The sequence below is a fragment of the Peribacillus cavernae genome, assembly GCF_003989135.1.
Taxonomy (GTDB): Bacteria; Bacillota; Bacilli; order Bacillales; family DSM-1321; genus Peribacillus; species Peribacillus cavernae.
The window spans coordinates 582,745-605,885 of the sequence record NZ_RYZZ01000007.1 but is presented as its reverse complement, the minus strand read 5'-3'; the positions used below and the strand labels follow the sequence as shown (position 1 = coordinate 605,885).

The window sequence follows — 23,141 nt, the reverse complement described above, 5'->3', positions numbered from 1 at the left end:
CCTGTGGCGACATCGGAGCTAGACACCTTTCAAAGTTCAAAAAGTTATATTTATCGTTTAAAAATAACATCAGCCGTAATTATATCATATCTATCTTTCTTACATTACATGAAAAGCAAGCCAAAGAAAAAAAGGCATCACCATCAAGACTGATACCTTTTTTTCAGAGCATCTATGCTTTTCTACAATCCTAAAAATCCCCCAAGCTTTGCACCGATCTCAGACTTGGACAGTTCATGAACCTCACCTGTTTTACGGAGTTTCACTTCGACAATTCCATCTGCTGCTTTTTTGCCGACAGTAATTCTTACAGGAATCCCAATTAGATCCGAATCGGTAAACTTAACGCCAGGGCGCTCCTGGCGGTCATCCATCAATACTTCATAGCCCTGCTTGCGGAAGGAGGCGTACAGTTCTTCTGCCAGCCCCGACTGGGCTTGATCCTTCATATTGACCGGGATTACATGCACTTGATAAGGAGCGAGATTTACCGGCCAGGCAAGACCATTTTCGTCATTGAATTGCTCGGCTACTGCAGCCAGTGTCCGCGATACGCCAATTCCATAACAACCCATAATCATTGGCTGTTTACGGCCATTCTCATCCAGGATGGATGCATCCATTGCTTCACTATACCTTGTGCCAAGCTTGAATACATGTCCAACTTCAATACCTTTGGCAAATTGAATCGTGCCGTTTCCGTCCGGAGATGGATCCCCTTCTAAAATAAAACGTAAATCGGTAAACTTGACTTCTTTGAAGTCGCGGGAGGGATTGACATTGATATAATGATAATCTTCCTCGTTAGCACCGCATACACCGTTTACAATCGCTGCAACAGCATGATCGGCAATAATCTCGACATTGCCAGAGACAGCGATCGGCCCTAACGAGCCAATAGAGCAGCCAAGAATTTGCTTTGTCTCTTCAGGCTCTGCCAATTCTACTACTGACGCGCTAAAAAAGTTTTTTAATTTAATGTCATTTACTTCATGATCGCCCCGGACAAGGACAAGTACATGTTTATCATTAACTTTAAATAAAAGTGACTTGATGCAATCTTTAGCCTCAACGTTTAAATAAACAGAAACGTCTTCGATAGATTTCTTTCCAATGGTTTCTATCTTTTCGAGCTCTTTTTCTGCTGTTTGTGGTTTTTCATAGTTTGTGATGACCGGAGCCATTTCAATATTGGCCGCATAATCGGACGCATCCGAGTAAGCAATTGTATCTTCGCCGACATCGGATAACACCATGAATTCATGTGTGTCTTTACCGCCCATTGCACCTGAATCGGCGATTACCGCCCTGAAATTCAATCCGCAGCGCCGGAAAATATTCGAATAAGCGATAAACAGCTTTTGATATGCTTCATCGAGGCTTTCCTGGTTGGCGTGAAAAGAATAGGCATCTTTCATGATAAATTCGCGGCCGCGAAGCAGTCCGAAACGCGGACGCAATTCATCCCGGAACTTCGTCTGGATTTGATAAAGTGTCAAAGGCAGGCGCTTATATGACTTGATTTCATCGCGGATCAGGCTTGTGATGACTTCCTCATGGGTCGGTCCCATCGCAAATTCTCGTTCATTCCTGTCTTTCAATCTCATTAACTCGGGTCCGTACGAATACCAGCGTTCCGATTCCTGCCAGAGCTCCGCCTGCTGTAATGCAGGCATTAGCAGCTCCACCGCTCCAGCCTCGTCCATTTCCTCGCGAACAATCGCTTCAACCTTTTGCAGCACCTTCTTACCAAGCGGCAAAAAGCTGTAAACCCCGCTTGAATTCTGTCTGATAAATCCGGCCCTTAATAAAAGCTGATGGCTTTTCACTTCAGCATCTGCCGGTACTTCCCTAAGTGTAGGGATCAGCGTCATACTTTGCTTCATCTTTTGCACCTCTTCAATAACTTTATTCTGTTTTTTATAAGCGAAACGCTCCCCGGGTTAAGGTGTTCCCGATTAACACCCATTAAGAGGCAGCAGGAAATGTAAATTCCCTGCTGTCCTTGTTAAGCTTCTGTTTAATTCAGGAAGAAGCGCTGAATGTCATTCCATGTCACGACGATCATTAATAGCATTAGCAAGGCAAATCCGATAAAGTGGACAAGCCCTTCTTTTTGCCGGTCAATCGGCTTCCCTCTCAATGCTTCGACAAGGAAGAATAGCAGGCGTCCGCCATCAAGCGCCGGAATCGGCAGCAGGTTCATGATCCCTAAGTTAATGCTCAGGACACCAGCCCATTTCATCAGATAGAAAATTCCGGATTTGGCGACTTCCTCAGTCGATTTATAAATGCCGACAGGACCGGATAATGCGTCAATCGTAAATTGTCCTGTTACAAGCTTGCCAAGCAGGACAAAAATCTGTTTTGTCCATAAATAGGTTTCGGTAAAGCCATATTTTATCGCTTTTACCGGCGACTTCTCTACTGGCGGATAAACACCGATTACACCCATTTTCTGGCCTTCGCGGTCAACTTCCTGTGGAGTCACCGGGATTTCCTTAGTCTGTCCGTCCCGTTCAACGACAAACTCAATTTCCTTGCCGGGACTTTTCTGGATGCTCTCTTGAACATCCATCCACGAGGAAACTTCATTGCCATCAATTGATTGAATCTGATCTCCCTTTTTTAATCCAGAAGAAATCGCTGTCCCGTCCTTCGTCAACTCCCCTAATCGCGGTTCATCCACTCCTACGCCCTGTAATAGTCCGATAAGCAGGAAGATTACAAATGCGAGTACAAAGTTCATCATCGGGCCGGCAAAAATCGTCATTGTCCGATGTCCAAGCGATTTTGAAGCAAACTGACGGCTATAAGGAGCAATTTGGGTTTCGTTTCCATCCTCCACTGTCACCGCTTCAGGATGAATCGGGAAGGATTTTAGCACTTCCTCTTCCCCTTCCTCATAGCCCTTTATTGTGAGATCATGTTCTAGATCTGCACTTTCCACTTCAATGATCCGGATATCGGAATATTTTTCTTTATTGTTCAGGATGATTTTCTGAACAGCATCGTCTTGATTGAAAACCAGCCCGACACGGTATCCAGGTTTAAGTTCGACGGTTTCGGGATCCTCTCCGGCCATCCTTACATAGCCCCCGATTGGCAGCAATCTGATGGTATATATTGTTTCCGTACGTTTGAACGTAAACACCTTAGGGCCCATGCCGATCGCAAACTCGCGGCATAATATCCCCGCGCGTTTAGCGAAGTAAAGGTGTCCGAGCTCGTGAAAGAAAACAAGGGACCCGAAAATAATGATGAAGGAAATGGCTGTCTGTAACGTTTGCACTTGTAATCACCTCTATTTCATAAATGTATTGACGAATTGACGTGTCTCTATATCAACCTCACGAATAATCTGTAAATCCGGGATAGGAATCGCTGTGTGATTAGCAAGTGCTTTTTTAATTATCGCCTCAATTTCTAAAAAAGTAATTCTTCCGGCAAGAAACCCGGCCACAGCCGCTTCATTAGCTGCGTTTAAAACTGTCGGCATCGTTCCACCCGTTTTCCCTGCATCATAAGCATACTGCAGACAGGGAAACCGAGCGAAATCCATTTCCAAAAAATGAAGCTTTCCGGCTTCCGCCAGGTTCAGCCGTTTTGAAGAACTAAGCGGGAGACGATCAGGATACGTCAATGCATACTGGATCGGAACTCTCATATCCGGTGTACCCAGCTGGGCCATTACGCTTGAATCGTGGAATTCTACCATGGAATGAATGATGCTTTCCTTATGAAGCAACACATCAATTTTTTCATATGGAAGATCAAACAGCCAGTGCGCTTCGATGACTTCCAGGCCTTTATTCATCATCGATGCAGAATCAATAGTAATCTTGGCTCCCATTGACCAGTTAGGGTGATTCAACGCTTCTGCAACGGTGACTTCCTTTAGTTCTTCCCTGGTGCGGTCCCTGAAGCTGCCTCCTGATGCGGTAATGATCAGCCGCTCAATGTTTTTTTTCCGTTCGCCCTGCAGTGCCTGGAAGATGGCGGAGTGTTCGCTATCTACCGGCAGCAGTTTGACACCGGCCTTTTTAGCTTCCTCAATTACTAAATGTCCCGCTGTGACCAGTGTCTCCTTATTTGCGATCGCGATATCCTTTTTAGCCCTTATCGCCTCAAGGGTTGGATAGAGGCCGACACTTCCCATGACGGCATTGACGAGAATTTCGGCCTTATCATGCACCGCTGCTTCTGCAAGCCCTTCATCTCCATAGGTAAAGGTAATACCTTTTGAGGAATACTCACTTTTTAACGTTTGATAATCCTCCCGTAATTGAACAGATACAAACTCCGGTTGAAACTCTTCGATGTATTGCCTTGCCAGTCCGATATTTTTCCCTGCAGACATCGCAACAATTTTGAATTGTCCTGGATGCTCCCTTACTATATCCGCGGTCTGCCTCCCAATAGAACCTGTGGCGCCCAAAAGGCTAATATATTTCAACATCTTCATCTCCTAAACGAAAAGCGGAAGCGCCTTGCTTAAAGGAACGTCGACTAAGAACCGCCACGTCCTTATGTCTTCGTCGGCACTAGCACGTCCTGTGCGTCGGGGCATGGCTGCTTGCGTTAGACACATTACAAATTGAATAAGACATAATTTCCTTCTTTATTTTAAAACAGCGTTGCCTTTCATTCTCACCTATCATGAAAACAAATGCAAGAAATGGAGGATTGGCAAAATGAAAATCAAGCTATCAAACCTGTCTAAAATCCCGCCATGTCCAGGCAAAAGCTTTCCGGAGTCCTTGACTCCATAATGCCTTTTATAAGCTGATTGAACGAGATCGCCCAATTGGCCAAAAACGGAAATCAGCACACTCATCCATAATAATTCAATCAACGTCCGATTGAAATCGCTTATGAAGTAGAACAGCAATCCCACGATAACAGCGCTGGCTATGCCGCCAAGGAAGCCTTCTATGGTTTTGTTGGGGCTGATTTCGGGCCAAAGTTTCCTCTTCCCGAACGCACGGCCGAAAAAATAGGCTCCAGAATCAGATGCCCAGATTGTAAACAGGGCGAAAAATATCCAAACCAGCCCGCTTTCCCGTGTTAGAAATAAATAAAAGAAGCCCATTCCTACGTACAAAACGGAAAGTAAAGAAAACCCTGTGTCTTCAAATGTAAACCTGTTTTTCGAAATCACTGTATTAATAAGGTACAAAATGACACTCAATAAAACAAGCTGTGTTTTATCGTACTGCATACTGTCCAGAAAGACGCTGTAGTCTTCAGGAAGCAGGACCAGCCAAAGTAATAGGAATGACACGGTCGATGCGAATGAAAAAAGTGGCATTCGTTTCATTCTTAACAATTCAAATAAACCGATTGTAGCCATTAGATAAACCAGAATCAGAAATGGCAGCCCGCCTAACATGACGATTGGCAAAAATACAGCTGCTGCAATTATTCCTGTGATGATACGTTGTTTCATTTTATCCTCGCCTTCTTAACTAGACACCGCCATATCTTCTTGAACGCCTCTGATAAACTTCAATTGCATCCAATAAATGTTCTTCGCTGAAGTCCGGCCAAAGGACATCAGTGAACCAAAACTCAGAATACGCCGCCTGCCAGAGCATGAAATTGCTCAACCTTATTTCCCCGCTGGTGCGAATAAGCAAGTCAGGATCAGGTAATTGACTAGTCATTAAATAATTTGAAAATAGCTCCTCTGTTACATTTTCCCCTATTATACCATTTTTAGAATCAGTTACTACCTTGTTGACAGCTTCAATGATTTCAGCTCTGCTCCCATAGTTGAGCGCAAAGTTCAGGACCATGCCATCATTGGCTTTTGTCTCTTCCATTGCTTTATCGACTGCAGAACGGGTATGTCCGGGCAGGGCTGTTTTATCACCGATCATCTTCACCTGTACGTTTTCAGTGACAAGCTCGGGCAGGAAGGTGCCGAGAAACTCCTGCGGCAGTTTCATTAAGTATTCCACTTCACTCCTGGGCCGTTTCCAGTTTTCCGTAGAAAAGGCATAAACGGTCAGCGTCTTGACACCCAGAACGTTTGCGAGCCTGGTGATCCTGCGGACGACCTTCATTCCTTCATGATGTCCTGCCACACGCGGAAGTGCTCTTTTTTTCGCCCAGCGCCCGTTTCCATCCATGATAATCGCGATATGCCGAGGAACTTCACAATCCTTTACATCCTTCACTCTATTTGTCACATCCAAAGAAGCATCTTTTCTAAACCAACGCTTCCAAAATGAATACATACGTTTGTCCCCCAATAGGTTGTACTCTATCTAACTCTATATCGATTCCTTACCTATGAATGAATAAAAGACACAAGAATCTACTCTATAATAACAAAAAACAAGCTCTTCTCCCATAAGATTATGAAAAAGCGGACTGTTATAGAAGAGTAAATTAGAAAAGCGGAAGTCCCCTGATCGGTCGGCGACAGGCATAAGATGCCCTGCACAGAAAATCCTGATTTCCTGGAGCAGGGTGGCTTATGACCCCGAGCGGCTTGGCTGCACGCGTTAGACACCAGCCAAGTTAAAAAAGGTAAACTTCTTATCAAAAATGGGACCAGACCTAAAGCGTGAATTACACTTTTGGCTGGCCCCATTTTTGACAAACCCTATAGCAATTAAATGATTGCCCGGGAAGATAAACGTGTGAATTACACTTCCAGAATTTCTTTTTCTTTATCTTTCGTAATGTCATCAATCTTGCTGATGTGGCTGTCCGTCATTTTTTGAATATCATCGGAGTAGCCGCGTAAATCATCCTCCGTGATACCCCCGTTTTTTTCAAGCTTTTTCAAATCGTCATTTGCATCGCGGCGAATATTGCGGATGGCAATTTTCGCTTCTTCTGATTCTTTTCTGACGACCTTAACCAATTCTTTCCTGCGCTCTTCTGTTAATGCAGGGACTGCAATGCGGATAATCGATCCGTCGCTTGTCGGATTCAAGCCTAAATCTGATTTCAGAATTGCTTTTTCGATATCACCCAGTATAGATTTGTCGTATGGCTGAATCACAAGCAGCCTGGCTTCCGGAACTGATACTCCTGCCACCTGGTTGACCGGTGTTGGTGCACCATAATAATCAACGGAAACTTTGTCAAGCAATGATGCGTTTGCCCTGCCGGCACGAACGCTGGCCAATTCACGTGTAAAGGCACCGATTGCTTTTTCCATTCTTTCTTTAGCATTTGAAATGACTGTTTTCGGCATGATTATTTCCCCCTTACGATAGTTCCAAGCGTTTCTCCTAAAACGACGCGCTTGATATTTCCTTTTTCCATGATTGAAAAGACGATCAATGGAATATCATTGTCCATACAAAGCGAGGATGCGGTTGAATCCATGACTTCCAGGCCTTCTTTTAACACATCAAGATAGGATAGTTCGTCATATTTCTTTGCATCTTTATCTTTGACCGGGTCCGCACTGTATACTCCGTCAACGTTATTTTTGGCCATCAAAATAACTTCCGCTTCGATTTCCGCTGCCCGAAGCGCTGCAGTAGTGTCTGTTGAAAAATAAGGATTCCCTGTTCCCGCAGCAAAAATAACGACTCGTTTTTTTTCAAGGTGCCTGATTGCCCGGCGTCTAATATAAGGTTCTGCCACTTGTCTCATATCGATTGAGCTCTGAACGCGCGTTTCAATTCCAAGTTGCTCCAGGCTGTCTTGCAGAGCGAGGGAATTCATTACCGTGGCGAGCATGCCCATATAATCGGCATTGGCACGGTCCATTCCCATCTCACTTCCGATTTTGCCACGCCAGATATTTCCGCCGCCTACTACGACTGCCACTTCAACATCCAGTTCAGCAACCTCTTTCACTTGTTCGGCTATGGATTTAATTACAGCAGGATTGATGCCAAAGCCTTCGTCCCCGGCCAAAGCTTCACCGCTTAGCTTTAATACGACACGTTTATATTTCGCGCTACTCATGAGAACCTCCAACTATGTAATCTTTACTTTTATTTTCATCGTGCTGAAAATAACATTCAAAAATAGGGAACACTATTGTGCTCCCAATTAATCCGTTCAGGTAACTGTTCGGATCGATCAGTCTTTTTTAACCTGGCTCATAACTTCTTCAGCGAAGTTATCCTGACGTTTTTCGATTCCTTCTCCCACTTCGTATCTCACGAAATTTTTAATCGTACCACCTTTAGACTCGACAAATTGGCCGACTTTTTGATCAGGATTTTTAACGAATGACTGGTCGACTACGCAGACATCTTCGTAGAATTTGCCAATACGGCCTTCAACCATTTTTGAAACGATTTTTTCTGGTTTGCCTTCATTTAAAGCCTGCTGAGTCAGGACTTCGCGCTCATGCTCGATTTCTTCGGAAGAAACCTGGTCGCGGGAAACGTATTTCGGCTTTAATGCAGCGATGTGCATGGAAACATCCTTAGCAGCGTCAGCATCAGTTGTTCCTTCTATAAGAGTCAATACACCGATTCTTCCCCCCATGTGAAGGTACGCGCCAAATGCATCGTTGTCGCCTTTAGTCAAAACTTCATAGCGGCGAAGCGTCAGTTTTTCTCCAATTTTAGAGATTGCAGCATTGATATGCTCCTCAACTTTTGTTCCATTATCCATTGTTTGTTGCACCGCTTCTTCAACAGTAGCGGGTTTTTTTGCCAAAAGATGGGCAGCCAATTCTTTAACCAGTAACTGGAATCCTTCATTTTTTGCAACGAAATCTGTTTCAGAGTTCACTTCAAGGATAACGGCTTCGTTTCCTTCAACCGTGATGTAAGCAGTACCTTCCGCTGCAATGCGGTCTGCTTTTTTAGCAGCTTTTGCAATCCCTTTTTCACGAAGATAATCGATTGCTTTTTCCATATCGCCATCTGTTTCTGTAAGTGCCTTTTTGCAATCCATCATTCCGGCACCCGTTGTTCCACGAAGTTCTTTCACCATTTGTGCAGTAATTGCCATATCGAAAATCCTCCTCATATTATGCAGCTTATATCATTTTTTACCATTCTGCCGGAATCTAAGCCTTCCTGATCGGATAAAGTGAAACTTCCATTTCGCCAAAAAAAGGTGATAAAAGGCCTCATCCTCTTATCACCTTTTTGTTTTGGCTAAGCAGTTGTTGTTTCAGTTTCTACAGGAGCCGTTTCTTCGCCTTGCTTACCTTCTAAGATCGCGTCAGCCATTTTGCCTGTTAAAAGTTTAACGGCACGGATAGCATCATCGTTTGCAGGGATGATTACGTCGATTTCATCCGGATCACAGTTCGTATCCACGATGCCTACAAGCGGAATGTTTAATTTATGAGCTTCTGCAACCGCAATGCGTTCTTTACGAGGGTCAATCACGAAAATTGCATCAGGAAGGCCCTTCATATCTTTAATGCCGCCCAAGAATTTTTCAAGGCGATCTAATTCTTTTTTAAGTTGAATGACTTCTTTTTTAGGAAGTACTTCGAATGTACCATTCTCTTCCATTTTTTCGATTTCTTTAAGACGGGTAATCCGTTTTTGGATTGTTTCAAAGTTTGTTAACGTTCCGCCCAGCCAGCGTTGGTTCACAAAGTACATACCGGAACGAATCGCTTCATCTTTAACAGATTCTTGGGCTTGTTTTTTCGTACCAACGAAAAGGATTGTTCCTCCGTTAGCTGCCACTTCTTTAACGAAGTTGTAGGCTTCTTCAACCTTTTTCACAGTCTTTTGAAGGTCGATGATATAAATGCCGTTACGCTCAGTGAAGATATACTTCTTCATTTTTGGGTTCCAACGGCGGGTTTGATGTCCGAAATGTACACCAGCTTCAAGCAATTGCTTCATAGAAATTACTGACATGTTATTTCCTCCTAAATGGTTTTGTTTGGCCTCCGCTCCGATCATTTTCAAACAGAAACTGTATGACACAGCACCATCTGTTTGAATCACGAAACGTGTGTAATAACACCATGACATAATATAGCATATTCAGGTATTACAATCAAGCAATTTTATGCACTAAATCCGGAATTTTAATAAAAGTTCAATTTCCGTCTTTCCCCTATTTAAGCTTTTGGCGATTTCTTCTGCGGTCATGCCTTTGTCGTATAGCTCAAAAATGTGCTGGGATTGTGTTTGGTTGTCTTCGTTTAATGCGGTTTCTTTATATGCCAGGACTGCTCTGCTCCTGGAAACTTTCACAGCCAAAGGCTCCGTTGTCCCGGCAGCATCAGGGCTTCCCTGTTTTTCTGCAGCCCTGGGAGCTTCCATACTGTTAGTATCACTTATCTTTGGTGCCCCCCCATGATCCGCTGCGTTTTGCTTCGGTTCCTTCAACTTGCGAAGTTTCTTGAGCAGCTCTTCATTTTCTTCTTTCATTTCCATTATAAACGCCGTCATGATTTCCTCGATTTCAGCGATGGATTCTTTATGGTTCATTTCAGCTTCCATCAAACGATTTTGCCGGAGAAACAGGATAATAACCGCAAAAATCGTGAAGATATTTACTAAAAATAGGATAAAGATAATGATTGCAGACATATTACCCCTCTCATCTGAAACGTCTTTACTGCTTTGCATTCTGCAAAGTGGCTCTTAGCTTAAATATAGCCCGGGAATGTATCTGAGATATTCTCGATGTCGATAAACTCATGACCTGCCCAATTTCCGTTAATGTCAATTCTTCCTTGTAAAACAGCTGGAGTACGAGTTGCTCTTTTTCATTCAATGTTTCAATCACACATGACAATTCTTCGTATAATTCTTCCTTCACGAGATTTTCCTCGGGCAGGATGGCCTTCTCGTCATTGATATGATAGTTGTTTCCCTCTTTGTGCTCCTGTTCCTTGGGAGACTCATCCATGGAAAGTACATTTGCAAAAAAGTGTTCATTCAAGGCCGAATGTACTTCTGTTTCGGATATATGTAACGATTCGGCAATTTCTTGAGGGGTGACATTCCTCATGTATTTTTGTTCAAGTTCTTCAATAGCAGCCTCAATTTTTTTGGCTTTTTCCCGGGCGCTTCTTGGCAGCCAGTCCTCTTTTCGCAAGCCATCAAGGATTGCGCCGCGAATTCGAAATGATGCGTATGTATCGAATTTCAAATCCCGTTCAGGGTCAAATCTTTCTAATGCCTCGAATAGTCCCATCATGCCAAGACTCCTGATATCATCCCGGCTTACGTTCCTCGGGAGGGTAACGGATATTCTTTGAACATGATAGGAGACAAGGGGAATGTATTTTTTCACCAAAATGTCCCCTGCTCGAGGATCACGGCAGCCGATCCATTTCTGCCAATGTAACTGCTCTTCTCCAGTAGTCAGTTGAGACATAGGATTTCTTCCTCCTAACATAGAAAAGCGCAAGCGCCTTGTAATAAGGAACGCCGACTAAGAACTGGATAGCATGACCAAGCCTTAGATAACGATCATTCCTTTATTGACCATCCGAATATTCAACATACATGTTTTCGGATTGAATTCAATCGTTCTCCCGCTGTTTCCGCCTACATCCTCAGACACAATCCGTATTCGTAAGTCGGCGAGTGTGGCCCTCACAGCCTCGACATTGCGCGGGCCGATCCTCATCAGGTCGTTCCCGTTTGAAAATTGGAACATTTGCGCGCCTCCAGCGATTTTCGCCTTCATCACGAAATTCCGGGCCCCTTCCTTCATTAACCTGGTAACCAGTTCATGAAGTGCTGTATCGGCGTATTTCGCCATGTTCATTTGACTGCCCTTTGAGAGCGTGGAATCGGGAAGCATGATATGCGCAAGCCCCGCAATCTCCATCATTTGATCAAAAACCACGACGCCTACACATGAACCAAGCCCTGAAGTCCTGATTGTGTCAGGCGGCCTGACAATGTTCATATCGGCAATTCCGACTTTAATTACCTTTACCAGGTCAGTCATTAGTAGCTACTCCCAAAGAGGCAAAAATGATTTCAAAAGATTCCGGATCAGGCAGGAGGAAAAAATGTCCGTTTACAAAGTTTGTATCTAAGCCGACTCCAGAAATTGCTGTATCGATGACTATCGCGAGATCACTTACCTGGGATAGTTCAATTAATCCAGACCCAATCGTGGCCCCAGCCATGTCTATACTTAATGCCGGAACGGAAGGCTGCAAATTAAGCCTTGTAAAATCAGATAATGCCGAGAGATAGGAGCCTGTCAGTATGTTTCCCAGTTCCTGAAGTGCCGACACGGCTATCTCGGAAAACGGCGGGCTTTCAAAAGATATATCCCTTTCATCTGTCATTTGCTGTATAAAGCAGGCGGCCTGGCTTGGAGGCAAGACAAAAAACATACTGCCTGGAGCATCACCGCAAATTCTGAGAAAAACGCTCGCAATGATTGTTTCCGGGCCGCCGGCTAAATCCAGCATTTCATCAAAGGGCAAAATCCGGACATCCGGCACTTCCATATCAATTTTCTTATTCAGCAGGGTCGAAAGGGCTGTAGCTGCATTGCCAGCACCAATATTTCCGACTTCCTTTAAAATATCAAGGTGGAGAGGCGAGAGCTTTTCAAGAAACGACATGCCTCTACCCTTCCATTCCAATCGATTCTCTTCCCTGTTCATGCTTCAATACCTTTTCCAGGTTGACTAAAATCAGCAGTCTCTTTTCAACCTTCGCAACCCCGGAAATATACTCTGCTTCCGCCGTGCCGACCACTTCGGGCTGTGGTTCGATATCGATAGCCGGGATATCGATGACATCGTTCGCGGCATCGACGATTATTCCCACTTCCATATCTTCCATGGAAACAATGATGATTCTGGTGCTCTCGGTATATACCGTTTCTTCCAATTCAAAACGGGATCTTAAGTCAATAATCGGCGTTATGACTCCGCGTAGATTTATGACTCCTTTAATAAAGGGGACCGTTCTTGGAACGCGTGTAAGATGGAGTACTTTTTCAATCGCGCGAACCTGATGTACGGGAATTGCGTATTCCTTATCCATAATTTGAAAAACAATGACTTTTACCTCTTCTCCAGCTGCTTGGATAGACACCGATTTACCCTCCTTAAAAAACAAATATAAGATTATTTAATCAAAGCGTTGCAATCAACGATTAATGCAACCTGGCCATCACCAAGTATGGTTGCTCCCGAAATAGCAAAGGCATAACTCAGATAATTTCCCAGGGATTTAAGCACAATTTCCTGCTGCCCGATAAACGAGTCGACGGCAAGGCCCGCCATCTTGTCTCCTTTTCTGACGATAACGATAGATAGGAACTCATCTTCCTCTTCGAAAACAGGCACTTCAAAGATGTCCTTTAAGAAGAGCAGCGGCAAGACTTTGCCCCGGAAGTCGATTACCTGCTGATTGTGGGCATACATAATCTCTTGCTTTCGGATAATGGCCGTTTCGATAATCGAGGAAAGCGGAATCGCAAACTTCTCCCTCTGAATTTCGACAAGCATGACCGAGATAATTGAAAGGGTAAGCGGCAGCTGGATTAAGAAAGTAGAGCCCTCGCCTTCTGTGGAGTTGATTGAAATCGACCCGCCCAGTGATTCAATTGTGTTTTTTACCACATCCAAACCTACGCCGCGCCCGGAAACACCCGAAATCGTTTCCGCAGTTGAAAAACCGGAAGCAAATAGTAATTCATAGACTTGTTTATCTGTAAGTGCTGCGGCCATTTGTTCAGAGATAATTCCATTGCCGAGGGCTTTTTTCAACACCCTGTCTCGACTGACACCGGCACCGTCATCGGTAATTTCAATGAAGACATGGTTTCCGCTATGGTATGCTCTCAGCACGACCGTGCCCTCTTCACTCTTGCCGTCGGCGAGACGGACTTCCGGGGTTTCCACTCCATGGTCGATTGCATTTCGCAGCAAGTGGACAAGAGGGTCACCGATTTCATCAATAACCGTCCGGTCCAGCTCCGTTTCCGCACCGATAATATCCAGATTAATTTTCTTGTTGAGGTCCCTGGCAAGCGTACGTACCATTTTCGGAAAACGGTTGAAAACCGTATCGACAGGCATCATTCTCATATTCAGGATAATGTTTTGCAAATCACCTGAAATCCGTGACATTCTTTCGACTGTCTCGTCTAATTCCTGGTTATTCAAGTCACGGGAAATCTGTTCAAGCCGTCCGCGGTCAATTACAAGTTCTTCAAACAGATTCATCAAAATATCAAGGCGTTCGATATTGACACGAATCGTTTTATTGTTTGCCTGCCTGGCCGTTGATGTTTTCTTTTTCATTTCCTCCTGCGGCTGTAGCATTTCCGGCTTTTCTTCGGCTGCTTCTGGAGCAATTATCGTACTTCCCACTACACCTTCATCAGCCCGGAACCTAAGTTTATCGAGATCAATAGCACTGATTTCTGCCTTTTGCACTTCAGATACCTTCATGATTTTCTTTTGTAAATCACTGCTTGATTCCTTTGTGATCACCGTCACTGTGAATTCCTGGTCAAACTGTTCCTCTTCCAGCGCTTCGGCTGATGGAGTGGATTTAATGACCTCACCAACCTTCTCAAGTACTTCAAATACCATATATACACGCGCTGCTTTAAGCAGGCAATCTTCCCTGAGCCCGACCGTGATCTCATAACTTTCAAAGCCCTGTTCCTTCGACTGTTGCAGAACCGTTAATTCGAATTCATCATAGCTGCTTTTGATATCTGTTTGGTTTACAGGAGCGGCCGTTGCCGCAGTCTCAAGCTTCACAATGGAAATGGGGGACGATTCCCCTGTTTCGATGAGCTGCAATTGGCCAACGACTCGTGAAACGTCCCTTTTTCCGTCTCCGCCTTCTGCAATAGACATGACCATGGCTTCAAGGTCATCCACAGCCTGGAATATTACATCGAAAATCTCCGAACCAAGCACGATCTTTTGATTGCGTATCGCATCTAAAACATTTTCCATTTCATGTGTTAACTTGGCCAAGTCCTCATAGCCCATTGTAGCTGACATCCCCTTTAATGTATGGGCTGACCGAAAAATCTCGTTAACAATGGCAAGATCGCTGGGACTTTTCTCAAGCTCTAATAATTGCTCGCTGCATGTTTGAAGGTGTTCTTTACTTTCATCTATGAAGACCTCTAAGTATTGATTCATATCCATGAAACCACGCCCCTTCAAAATTAACAATATGTAACGATTGTCTTTGCAATATTCTCTATATTTTCCACGGAAGGACGGTGGCCATTGCGAAGCTCAGACATTGTTTTGTCCACTTGCAGGCCCTACCTTCCAAGAAAATAGCTTCTTAGTTTCCCGAGAAAATGGTTTTTTTTAAAGGAAAGCCCTTCCTTGAAACAGCCATCTTCATACCGTGCTGCAAGATCTGACAGGGACTTCGAAACAATCGATCCGGCATTGTCGAGTACAAATGGAATTTGCCTTGAGACCGCCCTGGATACTGATTTATCATCTGGCAATAGACCGAGCGGGATGGTTTCTTTCTGCAAAAATTTTTGCAGTGCATTTTGAATTCGTTTGATCGTTTCCTGCCCCTCGATGGCTGAATGGACCCGATTGCAGACAAGGAAAAACGGGAGATCCTGATTGATAGAGTTCAAGTATTTCATGACGGAATAGGCGTCCATCACGGCGGTTGGCTCCGGGGTCGTGATGACAATCAGGTCGTCCACGCAGAGCATGAACCTGGTAGAATCAGCGTTGATCCCAGCTCCCATATCGAAAATTATATAGTCATATTCATGGAGCAGGCCGTTAAACTCTTCCAGAAACCGATTAAACTGCGGTTCTTCAAGTTCAAACAGTTTAATCAGACCTGTACCGCCGGCAATCAAGGAAATACTTTCCGGACCTGGGGAAATGATCTCATGCAACGTTTTGCCATATTCAAAAAAGTCAATGATACTGTAACGAGAGGGATTTCCCATCAATATATCGATATTTCCCATTCCGATATCCATATCAACCAGTAACACCCGATGTCCCTTTTTAGCTAATGTAATCGCAAAGTTCAGTGAAAAATTCGATTTTCCGACACCGCCTTTGCCGCTGATTACGGCGATTGTACGCGCAGTTTGCAGGTTTTGCTGCTTTTTCAACCTATTCCGTAGACCTTCGGCTTGATCCTTCATCACTTTTGGGCTCCAAAGACCGTCTTGGTAATCGCTTGAGGACTTGCTTTTTCAATGTCATCCGGTACGTTTTGTCCATTTGTGATATAGGCCGCCCCGATACGATGTTTTACGATGAAATTCAGCATCGACCCATAGCTTGAGGTTTCATCTGCTTTTGTGAAAATCACCTGCTTGATCGGAATAATCGAAAACTGCTCGAAGATTTCTTCCATATCTTTTTGTTTCGCTGTAAGGGACAGGACAAGATAGGTTTCGATTTCTCTTTCGAAATCAATGATGCTTTTCAAATCATCGACATAATCCTGATTCCTGAAGTTTCTCCCAGCCGTATCGATAAATACTAAATCATAATGCGAAAACTTTTCGGCTGCATTTTTGAAATCTTCAAGATTATAAGCAATTTCGATTGGAACGTTCAGGATTTTCGCATAGGTTTGCAGCTGGTCAATCGCAGCGATTCTATACGTGTCGGTCGTGATGAAGGCAACCTTTTTATTCCGTTTTAAAATGCTTTCAGCAGCCATCTTAGCGAGAGTGGTTGTTTTGCCGACACCAGTCGGCCCGACAATATTGATATATTTTTGATCAAAGCCTTCTATCGTAGGAGATGCTCCTTCTAGCCTGTTTATAAATTCAGCTTCGAGCCAGCCTGATATCTCCTGCGCTGATGCTTCAGCTTTATGGGAAAACCACTTTTCGAGCAGGGCGTCCATGATATCAATTAGTAGCTGATGATCTATGTCCTGCTTTTGCATCCATTCGTATATCTCTTTTAATGGCCCGGGGTATTTAGCATAAATATCGGATCCTTGATATTGTAATCCTTTAAGCAGACCTTTAAGTTCGCCCAACTCTTTCAAAACATCAGCTGCAGGCTGTTGCATCGCCTGCTCCGGACTTTGCGGAAGACGGTGATCAGTAAGCTGCTTTTTCTGGGGTATCCTCTTCAGCTTTTGTTTCTGCGCCGCAGTGTTCAGAATCGCCTGCGGGTCGATGGCCGCAACCACTTCAATATTCCGTTTTTTGAACAAGCCGAAAATGCCTCCTGAATAGATTGGCTTTGAACTTAGAATCACCGCTTCGTTTCCAAGCTCTTCCCGGATTTGTTTCATCGCTTCCGCCATCGAGGAGGCGATATACTTTTTCGCTTTCATTCTACGTTCACCACCCCGATACTTTGTACTTCCACATTGGATTCCAACTCATTATAGGAAAGAATCGGAACCTGCGGAAAATACCGATCTGTCAATTGCCGTACATACATGCGGACGGCCGGAGAACAAAGCACAATCGGCGTTTGTTCCATTAAAGCAAGCTCTTCCAGTTTAGAAGCAATCGATTCCAGGATGGCCTGAGAATCATTTGGATCAAGTGATAAGTAATTCCCATGCTCGGTTTGCTGGACAGCGTCCGCTATCCGTTTTTCAACACTGCCGGACAACGTAATCACCTTTAAATGATCCTCCCCTGCAGCCAGCCCATTCGTTATTTGCCTCGCCAGATTCTGGCGTACATATTCGGTGAGCAGGTCCGTATCTGTGGACAGGCGGCCGTAATCAGCCAGTGTTTCAAAAATCACAGGCAAATTGCGGATTGATACCTTTTCTTTTAACAATTTCGCTAAAACCTTTTGGATTTCCCCGATCGTTAATGGATTTGGCGACACTTCTTCAACCAGGATTGGCGCTGACTCCCTCAAATGGTCGAGCAGCTGTTTCGTTTCCTGTCTTCCAAGCAATTCGTGGGCATTCGCTTTAATGACTTCGGTTATGTGTGTAGACACGACGCTTGGCGGATCAACAACTGTATAGCCCATCATTTCAGCTTGTTCTTTCATTTCCTCTGAAATCCATTTCGCCGGCAGTCCGAAAGAAGGTTCCACCGTATCAATTCCTTCAATCGTATCATCCTCAATGCCTGGGCTCATAGCCAGGTAATGATCGAGCAGGAGCTCTCCGCGCGCCATTTCATTTCCTTTAATTTTCAGGCGGTATTCGTTAGGTTTCAACTGGATATTGTCCCGTATCCGCACCACGGGGATGACAAGCCCCATTTCAATCGCCAGCTGCCTGCGGATCATGACAACACGGTCCAGTAGATCGCCTCCCTGGTTAGCATCCGCGAGAGGAATCAGGCCATAGCCAAATTCAAATTCGATCGGATCCACGCTTAATAGATTCACAACACTTTCCGGACTCTTCATTTCATCCGTTTCCATCTCTTCTTCCATCTCCTGAAGCTCGTGTGGATCAGATTGTGGCGTTTTTGAAATCATATACCCGCTAAACGCAAGCATTCCGGCTATCGGAACAGTCAATATATCTGAAATTGGCGTGAATAATCCGAGCAAGAAAATCGTGCCGGCTGTTACATAAAGCATGGTTGGAAATCTAAACAGCTGTGAAGTGATATCCGCTCCAAGATTCCCCTGTGAGGCGGCACGCGTCACCACGATGCCTGTTGCCGTGGAAATCAACAGGGCCGGAACCTGGCTGACAATCCCGTCACCGACCGTCAGCAGGGAAAAGTGCATGGCAGCTTCTCCAAGACTTAAATCCTGCTGCATGACCCCGATCACCATGCCAAAGATTAGATTGATTAAGACAATGATGATGCCTGCAATAGCATCACCTTTCACGAATTTGCTCGCACCGTCCATCGAACCGTAAAAGTCGGCTTCCCGGCCTACTTTTTCACGTCTCGCGCGGGCTTCGACTTCAGAAATCATCCCTGCATTTAAATCAGCATCGATGCTCATCTGCTTTCCTGGCATCGCATCGAGTGTAAAACGGGCGGCCACTTCGGAAACACGTTCTGAACCTTTTGTAATGACGATGAATTGGATGATAATCAGGATTAAGAAAACAACCATTCCGACAAGGATATTCCCGCCGACAACAAATGTTCCAAAGGTCTCGACAACTCCGCCTGCTTCACCATGGGTCAAGATCGCACGCGTTGTAGAAACATTCAAACCAAGCCTGAAAAGGGTCAACAGTAATAAAAGGGAAGGAAAAATCGAAAACTCGAGCGGCTCTTTCATATTCATTGACGTAAGCAGAACTAAAAGGGCAAGAGATATATTAAACAAAATCAAAATACTCAACAGCCATGTCGGCAATGGGATAATCAACATGGCTACAATCATGATCACACTTATTATTACTGTTAAATCTCTTGCTGACATTTTTTTCGCTCCTAACCTGTTAAAACATTGCTCTCTCTATTTATTAGACCTGTCCTTTTGTTTTGTATACAAACGCTAATATTTCAGCGACTGCCTTGAAAAACTCTTCAGGTATGGCCTGGCCGATTTCAGTCTGGCCATACAGCGCCCGGGCAAGCTGCCGGTTTTCCATCATCACGATATCATTTTCCTTCGCCACATACTTTATTTTTTGGGCGACAAAGTCAACACCCTTGGCAATGACATAAGGCGCATCCAGTTTCTGTTCGTCATATTTTAAAGCAATGGCATAATGGGTTGGATTCGTTATGACAACATCCGCCCTGGGAACTTCCTGCATCATCCGCTGCATCGCCATCTCTCGCTGCTTCTGCTTGATCTTTGATTTGATCAGCGGGTCGCCCTCTATATTTTTATATTCGTCTTTAATATCCTGTTTGGACATCCGAATCGTTTTTTCGAAGTCATATTTTTGGTACAGAAAATCAAGCAATGCCAAGAACAATAAAACCGCGGAAGCGTATAGGCCAACATCCACAGTAATATCCGCCAGTACTGCCATCGCAGCGGCCGCTGATGTTTGTGAAAGCGTCATGATGTCATCCATCCGCTGCCAAATTACAAAAAAAGCAACAAGTCCTACCAGGGCTATTTTCAGGATCGACTTTAGCAATTCGACAATCGCCCTTAATGAAAAAATCCGTTTAAAGCCCTTGATTGGATCTATCTTTTCGAGCTTAAATTGAATCGCCTCAGTCGAAAACATAAAGCCGATTTGCATAAAATTCGCCGCGATTCCGGCAAGAAGGGCAACCCCAAATACAGGTGCCAAGATGATTGCGGATTCCTTAAGCATCTTCATAAAGATGGATTGTACATTTTCTTCCGTAAGCGTTGTCAGCATTGATTCTTGAAACGATTCTGTAAATAGCCCGATGATTGTTTCTTTCATAAATGGACCAGCGACGATGAACAGCATAAACACAGCAAGCAGTACGACTGCCGTGTTAACATCCTGGCTTTTCGCCGCCTGGCCCTTTTTTCTGGCATCCTGCCGCTTCTTCGGAGTTGCTTTTTCCGTCTTTTCCCCGGAGAAAAACTGTAAATCAAGCTGTAACCAATTCATTTCAGATTCCTCCGATCAACTGCATTAACCCTCGCATCACAGCGATCAAATAATCGAACAGCTGTTGCAAAACAACCATCATCAAACCCATGACCATGATGAGGACGACAAAGCTGACAATAATTTTCACTGGCAGCCCGACCACAAAAATATTGATTTGCGGTACGGTCCTTGCGACAATTCCAAGTGCAACATCGACCAAAAACAAACTGCCCACTACCGGTATCGACATTTGAAAGGCAATGATAAATGTCTGGTTAAATGCCTTTACGAGAAATTCCAACATATTTTTATCCCCAAAATGAATCCAGGACTGATTAATCGGTATGAACTGATAACTGTAAAAGATTCCGTCCAGCAGTAAATGGTGCCCGTTTGCACCAAGTAAAAATAAAAGGGATATCGTATAGAGATACTGTCCCATTATGGGACTTTGCACCCCTGTCTGCGGATCAATCACGTTCGCTAACGTAAATCCCGTTTGAAAATCGATAAAAGCGCCGGCTATTTGCACAGCGGAGAGAATCATGAAAGCAGTAAACCCGATCAGCAAACCAACAAGGGCTTCCTTGATGATCAACAAGAAATAACTTCCGTCGATTTCAAAAACTGGAGCCTCAATTGTGTAAAACATCAGCCATGCGAGAAAAAAGCTGATGCCGATACGGTAAGACGCCGGGATTGTCCGGTAGGAAAAAATCGGCATCGTGACAAAGAATGATGCCACGCGTACAAATACGAGTAAAAAAGCTGGAAACTGTGGAATGATCTCTTGCATGTTTCACCCTACAAATCTATTTAAATTGCTGAAAATTTCATTTGCGTATGACAGCATATGGCCAAGCATCCACGGGCCAAGGAGAATAATCCCCAGCAACACGGCAACAATTTTCGGGACAAACGCCAGGGTCTGTTCTTGAATCTGGGTTGTTGCCTGAAAAATGCTGATTAAAAGCCCTACTCCCAGCGCAATGAGCAGTATAGGGCCGCAAACAATCAAGATCGTGTATATGCCACGTTCTGCCACTTGGATAACATAATCTGGACTCATCTCATCTTCACCTGCTTAGAAACTCTGTAATAACGACTTCACAACCAAATACCAGCCGTCTACCAGTACGAATAACAAAATTTTAAAAGGAAGCGAGATCAACACAGGAGGAAGCATCATCATCCCCATTGACATCAAGACACTTGCAATCACCATATCAATGACTAGAAAAGGAATAAAGATCATAAAGCCGATTTGAAACGCCGTTTTGATTTCACTGATGGCAAAAGCCGGAACTAACGCTGTCAGCGGGATATCCTGGATGCTCTTTGGTTTATCCATTTTTGCATAATCCAAAAACAGGGCAAGATCCTTCTGGCGGGTCTGAGCACTCATAAATTCTTTAAAAGGGCCTGAAGCCCGTTCATAGGCTTCATCCAAACCAATTTTTTCCTCGAGTAACGGAGTGAGTGCTTCTTTATTCACTTCCTGAAAGGTAGGAGCCATGACAAAAAACGTCAAAAATAAGGCAAGCCCGACGATCACCTGGTTCGGAGGCATCTGCTGCGTTGCGAGCGATGTCCTAACAAAACCAAGCACAATCACGATTCGCGTAAAACAGGTCATCAGTATCAAAATGCTCGGTGCAAGTGATAAAACCGTCAGAAGCAAAAGCAATTTAACCGAAGAAGAGACATTTGCAGGATCGCTGCTGTTAAAAAAATTCACGAATTCGTTCATGTCCTGTCTCGCTCCTGCTCATCAAGCTCTTCGATTGCCTGCTTCCTGCTAGCTGCTATCTCATCAAGCTGTTTTTTCAACTGAGAGGCAAAACCGGTTGTTTTGCGATCCGGAACGGCCAATCTTTGCTTGAGCTTCGAAATGATATCGCCAGGCTGGATCAAGTGGTCGATTTTTTGATTGTAATCCTGCAGCAGTTCCCGATATTCTTCTTGATTGTCAATTTCCTTTAACAGCTGGATGGTCTCTCCTACACCCACAACCAATATCGACTTGCCTACTTTGATAAGCTGGACGGAGCGGTTTGAGCCAAGGGTTGTCCCGCCGATATTTTCAATGAAATTTGCTTTCTGATAGGTTCTGCTTTTCTTATTGATGAATCTCAAGCTCACATAAAGAAGTGCGACTACAAAGATCGTTGCAAAAACCATACGCAGGAAATCCCAAAAGGTGAGCGCTGTGCTCTTGGAGCTTGCGGGTTTTTCTTTGCTGTCGGGGTGATCCGCTTTTGTTTCTGCCGGTTTGCCAGGATGTTCAAAAAAATCCTTTACGCTTCCATCGAGGTTTTCAGCATGGACGGCCAGACCGCCAAAACCAAATAGGGCCATCGCAACAACAAGCAGAATTTGAAACGATTTTTTTATGGAAAACAAGTTGCTGACACCCTCTTACTCTATTAACTTAATGTTTTATTGATCGCTTCGAGCACCCGGTCTGCCTGGAACGGCTTTACGATGAAATCTTTGGCTCCTGCCTGGATCGCATCGATAACCATTGCCTGCTGCCCCATAGCCGAACACATGATTACCTTGGCGTTCGGATTGATTTTTTTTATTTCTTTAAGGGCTGTTATTCCGTCCATTTCGGGCATGGTAATATCCATTGTTACCAAATCGGGCTGTGTTTCCCGGTATTTTTCCACAGCCTTTGCACCGTCAGCAGCCTCTCCGACAACGTCAAATCCATTTTTCGATAAAATATCCTTTATCATCATGCGCATGAATGCCGCATCATCCACTATTAAAATCTTATGTGCCATTTGTCGG

Annotated in this window: 24 protein-coding genes; all 24 read right to left on the bottom strand. The window is 44.3% G+C overall.

From position 1 onward, the window contains the following. Positions 1 to 182 precede the first annotated feature (182 nt). The 24 genes from ELQ35_RS09075 to cheY all read right to left on the bottom strand — a co-directional run bounded on the left by ELQ35_RS09075 (position 183) and on the right by cheY (position 23,134). A complete protein-coding gene (locus ELQ35_RS09075) occupies positions 183 to 1,886 on the bottom strand; it encodes a proline--tRNA ligase (RefSeq protein WP_126864500.1) in 1,704 nt (567 codons plus the stop codon). A gap of 134 nt (positions 1,887 to 2,020) precedes the next feature. Further along, a complete protein-coding gene (gene rseP / locus ELQ35_RS09070; protein WP_126864499.1) occupies positions 2,021 to 3,292 on the bottom strand; it encodes an RIP metalloprotease RseP in 1,272 nt (423 codons plus the stop codon). Positions 3,293 to 3,304: 12 nt separating this feature from the next. Then, positions 3,305 to 4,456: a 1-deoxy-D-xylulose-5-phosphate reductoisomerase gene (locus ELQ35_RS09065; RefSeq protein WP_126864644.1), complete on the bottom strand. Its 1,152-nt coding sequence runs from the start codon at positions 4,454 to 4,456 to the stop codon at positions 3,305 to 3,307. 201 nt (positions 4,457 to 4,657) lie between these two features. Further along, the gene (locus tag ELQ35_RS09060; RefSeq protein ID WP_126864498.1) at positions 4,658 to 5,449 is read right to left on the bottom strand and encodes a phosphatidate cytidylyltransferase; all 792 of its coding nucleotides are present in this window, start codon (positions 5,447 to 5,449) and stop codon (positions 4,658 to 4,660) included. A 19-nt stretch (positions 5,450 to 5,468) separates the two neighbouring features. Then, positions 5,469 to 6,242, bottom strand: a complete 774-nt coding sequence (locus ELQ35_RS09055) for an undecaprenyl pyrophosphate synthase (protein WP_126864497.1) — start codon at positions 6,240 to 6,242, stop codon at positions 5,469 to 5,471. Between the two features lie 413 nt (positions 6,243 to 6,655). After that, entirely contained in the window at positions 6,656 to 7,213 is a 558-nt protein-coding gene (gene frr / locus ELQ35_RS09050; protein WP_126864496.1) for a ribosome recycling factor, read from the bottom strand. Between the two features lie 2 nt (positions 7,214 to 7,215). Further along, positions 7,216 to 7,938, bottom strand: coding sequence for a UMP kinase (gene pyrH, locus ELQ35_RS09045; RefSeq protein ID WP_126864495.1), 723 nt, complete (start codon positions 7,936 to 7,938; stop codon positions 7,216 to 7,218). A gap of 117 nt (positions 7,939 to 8,055) precedes the next feature. Further along, positions 8,056 to 8,940: a translation elongation factor Ts gene (gene tsf, locus ELQ35_RS09040; RefSeq protein WP_126864494.1), complete on the bottom strand. Its 885-nt coding sequence runs from the start codon at positions 8,938 to 8,940 to the stop codon at positions 8,056 to 8,058. Between the two features lie 149 nt (positions 8,941 to 9,089). After that, entirely contained in the window at positions 9,090 to 9,812 is a 723-nt protein-coding gene (gene rpsB / locus ELQ35_RS09035) for a 30S ribosomal protein S2 (protein ID WP_126864493.1), read from the bottom strand. A gap of 159 nt (positions 9,813 to 9,971) precedes the next feature. Beyond that, a complete protein-coding gene (locus ELQ35_RS09030; RefSeq protein WP_126864492.1) occupies positions 9,972 to 10,493 on the bottom strand; it encodes a DUF6115 domain-containing protein in 522 nt (173 codons plus the stop codon). A 25-nt stretch (positions 10,494 to 10,518) separates the two neighbouring features. Beyond that, positions 10,519 to 11,286 (bottom strand): FliA/WhiG family RNA polymerase sigma factor, encoded by a 768-nt coding sequence (locus ELQ35_RS09025; RefSeq protein WP_126864491.1) that lies wholly within the window; start codon positions 11,284 to 11,286, stop codon positions 10,519 to 10,521. Between the two features lie 84 nt (positions 11,287 to 11,370). Beyond that, entirely contained in the window at positions 11,371 to 11,868 is a 498-nt protein-coding gene (locus tag ELQ35_RS09020) for a chemotaxis protein CheD (protein ID WP_126864490.1), read from the bottom strand. Then, entirely contained in the window at positions 11,861 to 12,499 is a 639-nt protein-coding gene (locus ELQ35_RS09015; RefSeq protein WP_126864489.1) for a chemotaxis protein CheC, read from the bottom strand. The genes ELQ35_RS09020 and ELQ35_RS09015 overlap by 8 nt, the downstream gene beginning before the upstream one ends. Before the next feature lie 4 nt (positions 12,500 to 12,503). Further along, entirely contained in the window at positions 12,504 to 12,977 is a 474-nt protein-coding gene (locus ELQ35_RS09010) for a chemotaxis protein CheW (RefSeq protein ID WP_126864488.1), read from the bottom strand. A 32-nt stretch (positions 12,978 to 13,009) separates the two neighbouring features. Beyond that, complete coding sequence (locus ELQ35_RS09005; RefSeq protein ID WP_126864487.1) at positions 13,010 to 15,058, bottom strand: chemotaxis protein CheA; 2,049 nt, start codon at positions 15,056 to 15,058, stop codon at positions 13,010 to 13,012. Positions 15,059 to 15,180: 122 nt separating this feature from the next. Beyond that, entirely contained in the window at positions 15,181 to 16,047 is an 867-nt protein-coding gene (locus ELQ35_RS09000; protein WP_126864643.1) for a MinD/ParA family protein, read from the bottom strand. Next, the gene (gene flhF / locus ELQ35_RS08995) at positions 16,047 to 17,204 is read right to left on the bottom strand and encodes a flagellar biosynthesis GTPase FlhF (RefSeq protein ID WP_126864486.1); all 1,158 of its coding nucleotides are present in this window, start codon (positions 17,202 to 17,204) and stop codon (positions 16,047 to 16,049) included. The genes ELQ35_RS09000 and flhF overlap by 1 nt, the downstream gene beginning before the upstream one ends. Next, positions 17,201 to 19,237: a flagellar biosynthesis protein FlhA gene (gene flhA, locus ELQ35_RS08990; protein WP_126864485.1), complete on the bottom strand. Its 2,037-nt coding sequence runs from the start codon at positions 19,235 to 19,237 to the stop codon at positions 17,201 to 17,203. The genes flhF and flhA overlap by 4 nt, the downstream gene beginning before the upstream one ends. A 43-nt stretch (positions 19,238 to 19,280) precedes the next feature. Next, positions 19,281 to 20,363, bottom strand: a complete 1,083-nt coding sequence (flhB, locus tag ELQ35_RS08985) for a flagellar biosynthesis protein FlhB (RefSeq protein ID WP_126864484.1) — start codon at positions 20,361 to 20,363, stop codon at positions 19,281 to 19,283. Position 20,364: 1 nt separating this feature from the next. Further along, positions 20,365 to 21,141, bottom strand: a complete 777-nt coding sequence (fliR, locus tag ELQ35_RS08980) for a flagellar biosynthetic protein FliR (protein WP_126864483.1) — start codon at positions 21,139 to 21,141, stop codon at positions 20,365 to 20,367. Between the two features lie 3 nt (positions 21,142 to 21,144). Next, entirely contained in the window at positions 21,145 to 21,414 is a 270-nt protein-coding gene (gene fliQ / locus ELQ35_RS08975) for a flagellar biosynthesis protein FliQ (protein ID WP_126864482.1), read from the bottom strand. Between the two features lie 15 nt (positions 21,415 to 21,429). Further along, positions 21,430 to 22,095, bottom strand: a complete 666-nt coding sequence (gene fliP, locus ELQ35_RS08970; protein ID WP_126864481.1) for a flagellar type III secretion system pore protein FliP — start codon at positions 22,093 to 22,095, stop codon at positions 21,430 to 21,432. Further along, positions 22,092 to 22,748: a flagellar biosynthetic protein FliO gene (locus ELQ35_RS08965; RefSeq protein ID WP_126864480.1), complete on the bottom strand. Its 657-nt coding sequence runs from the start codon at positions 22,746 to 22,748 to the stop codon at positions 22,092 to 22,094. The genes fliP and ELQ35_RS08965 overlap by 4 nt, the downstream gene beginning before the upstream one ends. 23 nt (positions 22,749 to 22,771) lie before the next feature. Then, positions 22,772 to 23,134: a chemotaxis protein CheY gene (gene cheY, locus ELQ35_RS08960; RefSeq protein WP_126864479.1), complete on the bottom strand. Its 363-nt coding sequence runs from the start codon at positions 23,132 to 23,134 to the stop codon at positions 22,772 to 22,774. Positions 23,135 to 23,141 lie beyond the last annotated feature (7 nt).

Bases quoted from the DNA above. Each gene is read 5' to 3' on its own strand.
- ELQ35_RS09075 (WP_126864500.1), bottom strand. From the start codon at position 1,886: ATGAAGCAAAGTATGACGCTGATCCCTACACTTAGGGAAGTACCGGCA.
- ELQ35_RS09060 (WP_126864498.1), bottom strand. From the start codon at position 5,449: ATGAAACAACGTATCATCACAGGAATAATTGCAGCAGCTGTATTTTTG.
- ELQ35_RS09055 (WP_126864497.1), bottom strand. From the start codon at position 6,242: ATGTATTCATTTTGGAAGCGTTGGTTTAGAAAAGATGCTTCTTTGGAT.
- frr (WP_126864496.1), bottom strand. From the start codon at position 7,213: ATGCCGAAAACAGTCATTTCAAATGCTAAAGAAAGAATGGAAAAAGCA.
- pyrH (WP_126864495.1), bottom strand. From the start codon at position 7,938: ATGAGTAGCGCGAAATATAAACGTGTCGTATTAAAGCTAAGCGGTGAA.
- tsf (WP_126864494.1), bottom strand. From the start codon at position 8,940: ATGGCAATTACTGCACAAATGGTGAAAGAACTTCGTGGAACAACGGGT.
- rpsB (WP_126864493.1), bottom strand. From the start codon at position 9,812: ATGTCAGTAATTTCTATGAAGCAATTGCTTGAAGCTGGTGTACATTTC.
- ELQ35_RS09030 (WP_126864492.1), bottom strand. From the start codon at position 10,493: ATGTCTGCAATCATTATCTTTATCCTATTTTTAGTAAATATCTTCACG.
- ELQ35_RS09025 (WP_126864491.1), bottom strand. From the start codon at position 11,286: ATGTCTCAACTGACTACTGGAGAAGAGCAGTTACATTGGCAGAAATGG.
- ELQ35_RS09020 (WP_126864490.1), bottom strand. From the start codon at position 11,868: ATGACTGACCTGGTAAAGGTAATTAAAGTCGGAATTGCCGATATGAAC.
- ELQ35_RS09015 (WP_126864489.1), bottom strand. From the start codon at position 12,499: ATGTCGTTTCTTGAAAAGCTCTCGCCTCTCCACCTTGATATTTTAAAG.
- ELQ35_RS09005 (WP_126864487.1), bottom strand. From the start codon at position 15,058: ATGGATATGAATCAATACTTAGAGGTCTTCATAGATGAAAGTAAAGAA.
- ELQ35_RS09000 (WP_126864643.1), bottom strand. From the start codon at position 16,047: ATGAAGGATCAAGCCGAAGGTCTACGGAATAGGTTGAAAAAGCAGCAA.
- flhF (WP_126864486.1), bottom strand. From the start codon at position 17,204: ATGAAAGCGAAAAAGTATATCGCCTCCTCGATGGCGGAAGCGATGAAA.
- flhA (WP_126864485.1), bottom strand. From the start codon at position 19,237: ATGTCAGCAAGAGATTTAACAGTAATAATAAGTGTGATCATGATTGTA.
- flhB (WP_126864484.1), bottom strand. From the start codon at position 20,363: ATGAATTGGTTACAGCTTGATTTACAGTTTTTCTCCGGGGAAAAGACG.
- fliR (WP_126864483.1), bottom strand. From the start codon at position 21,141: ATGCAAGAGATCATTCCACAGTTTCCAGCTTTTTTACTCGTATTTGTA.
- fliQ (WP_126864482.1), bottom strand. From the start codon at position 21,414: ATGAGTCCAGATTATGTTATCCAAGTGGCAGAACGTGGCATATACACG.
- fliP (WP_126864481.1), bottom strand. From the start codon at position 22,095: ATGAACGAATTCGTGAATTTTTTTAACAGCAGCGATCCTGCAAATGTC.
- cheY (WP_126864479.1), bottom strand. From the start codon at position 23,134: ATGGCACATAAGATTTTAATAGTGGATGATGCGGCATTCATGCGCATG.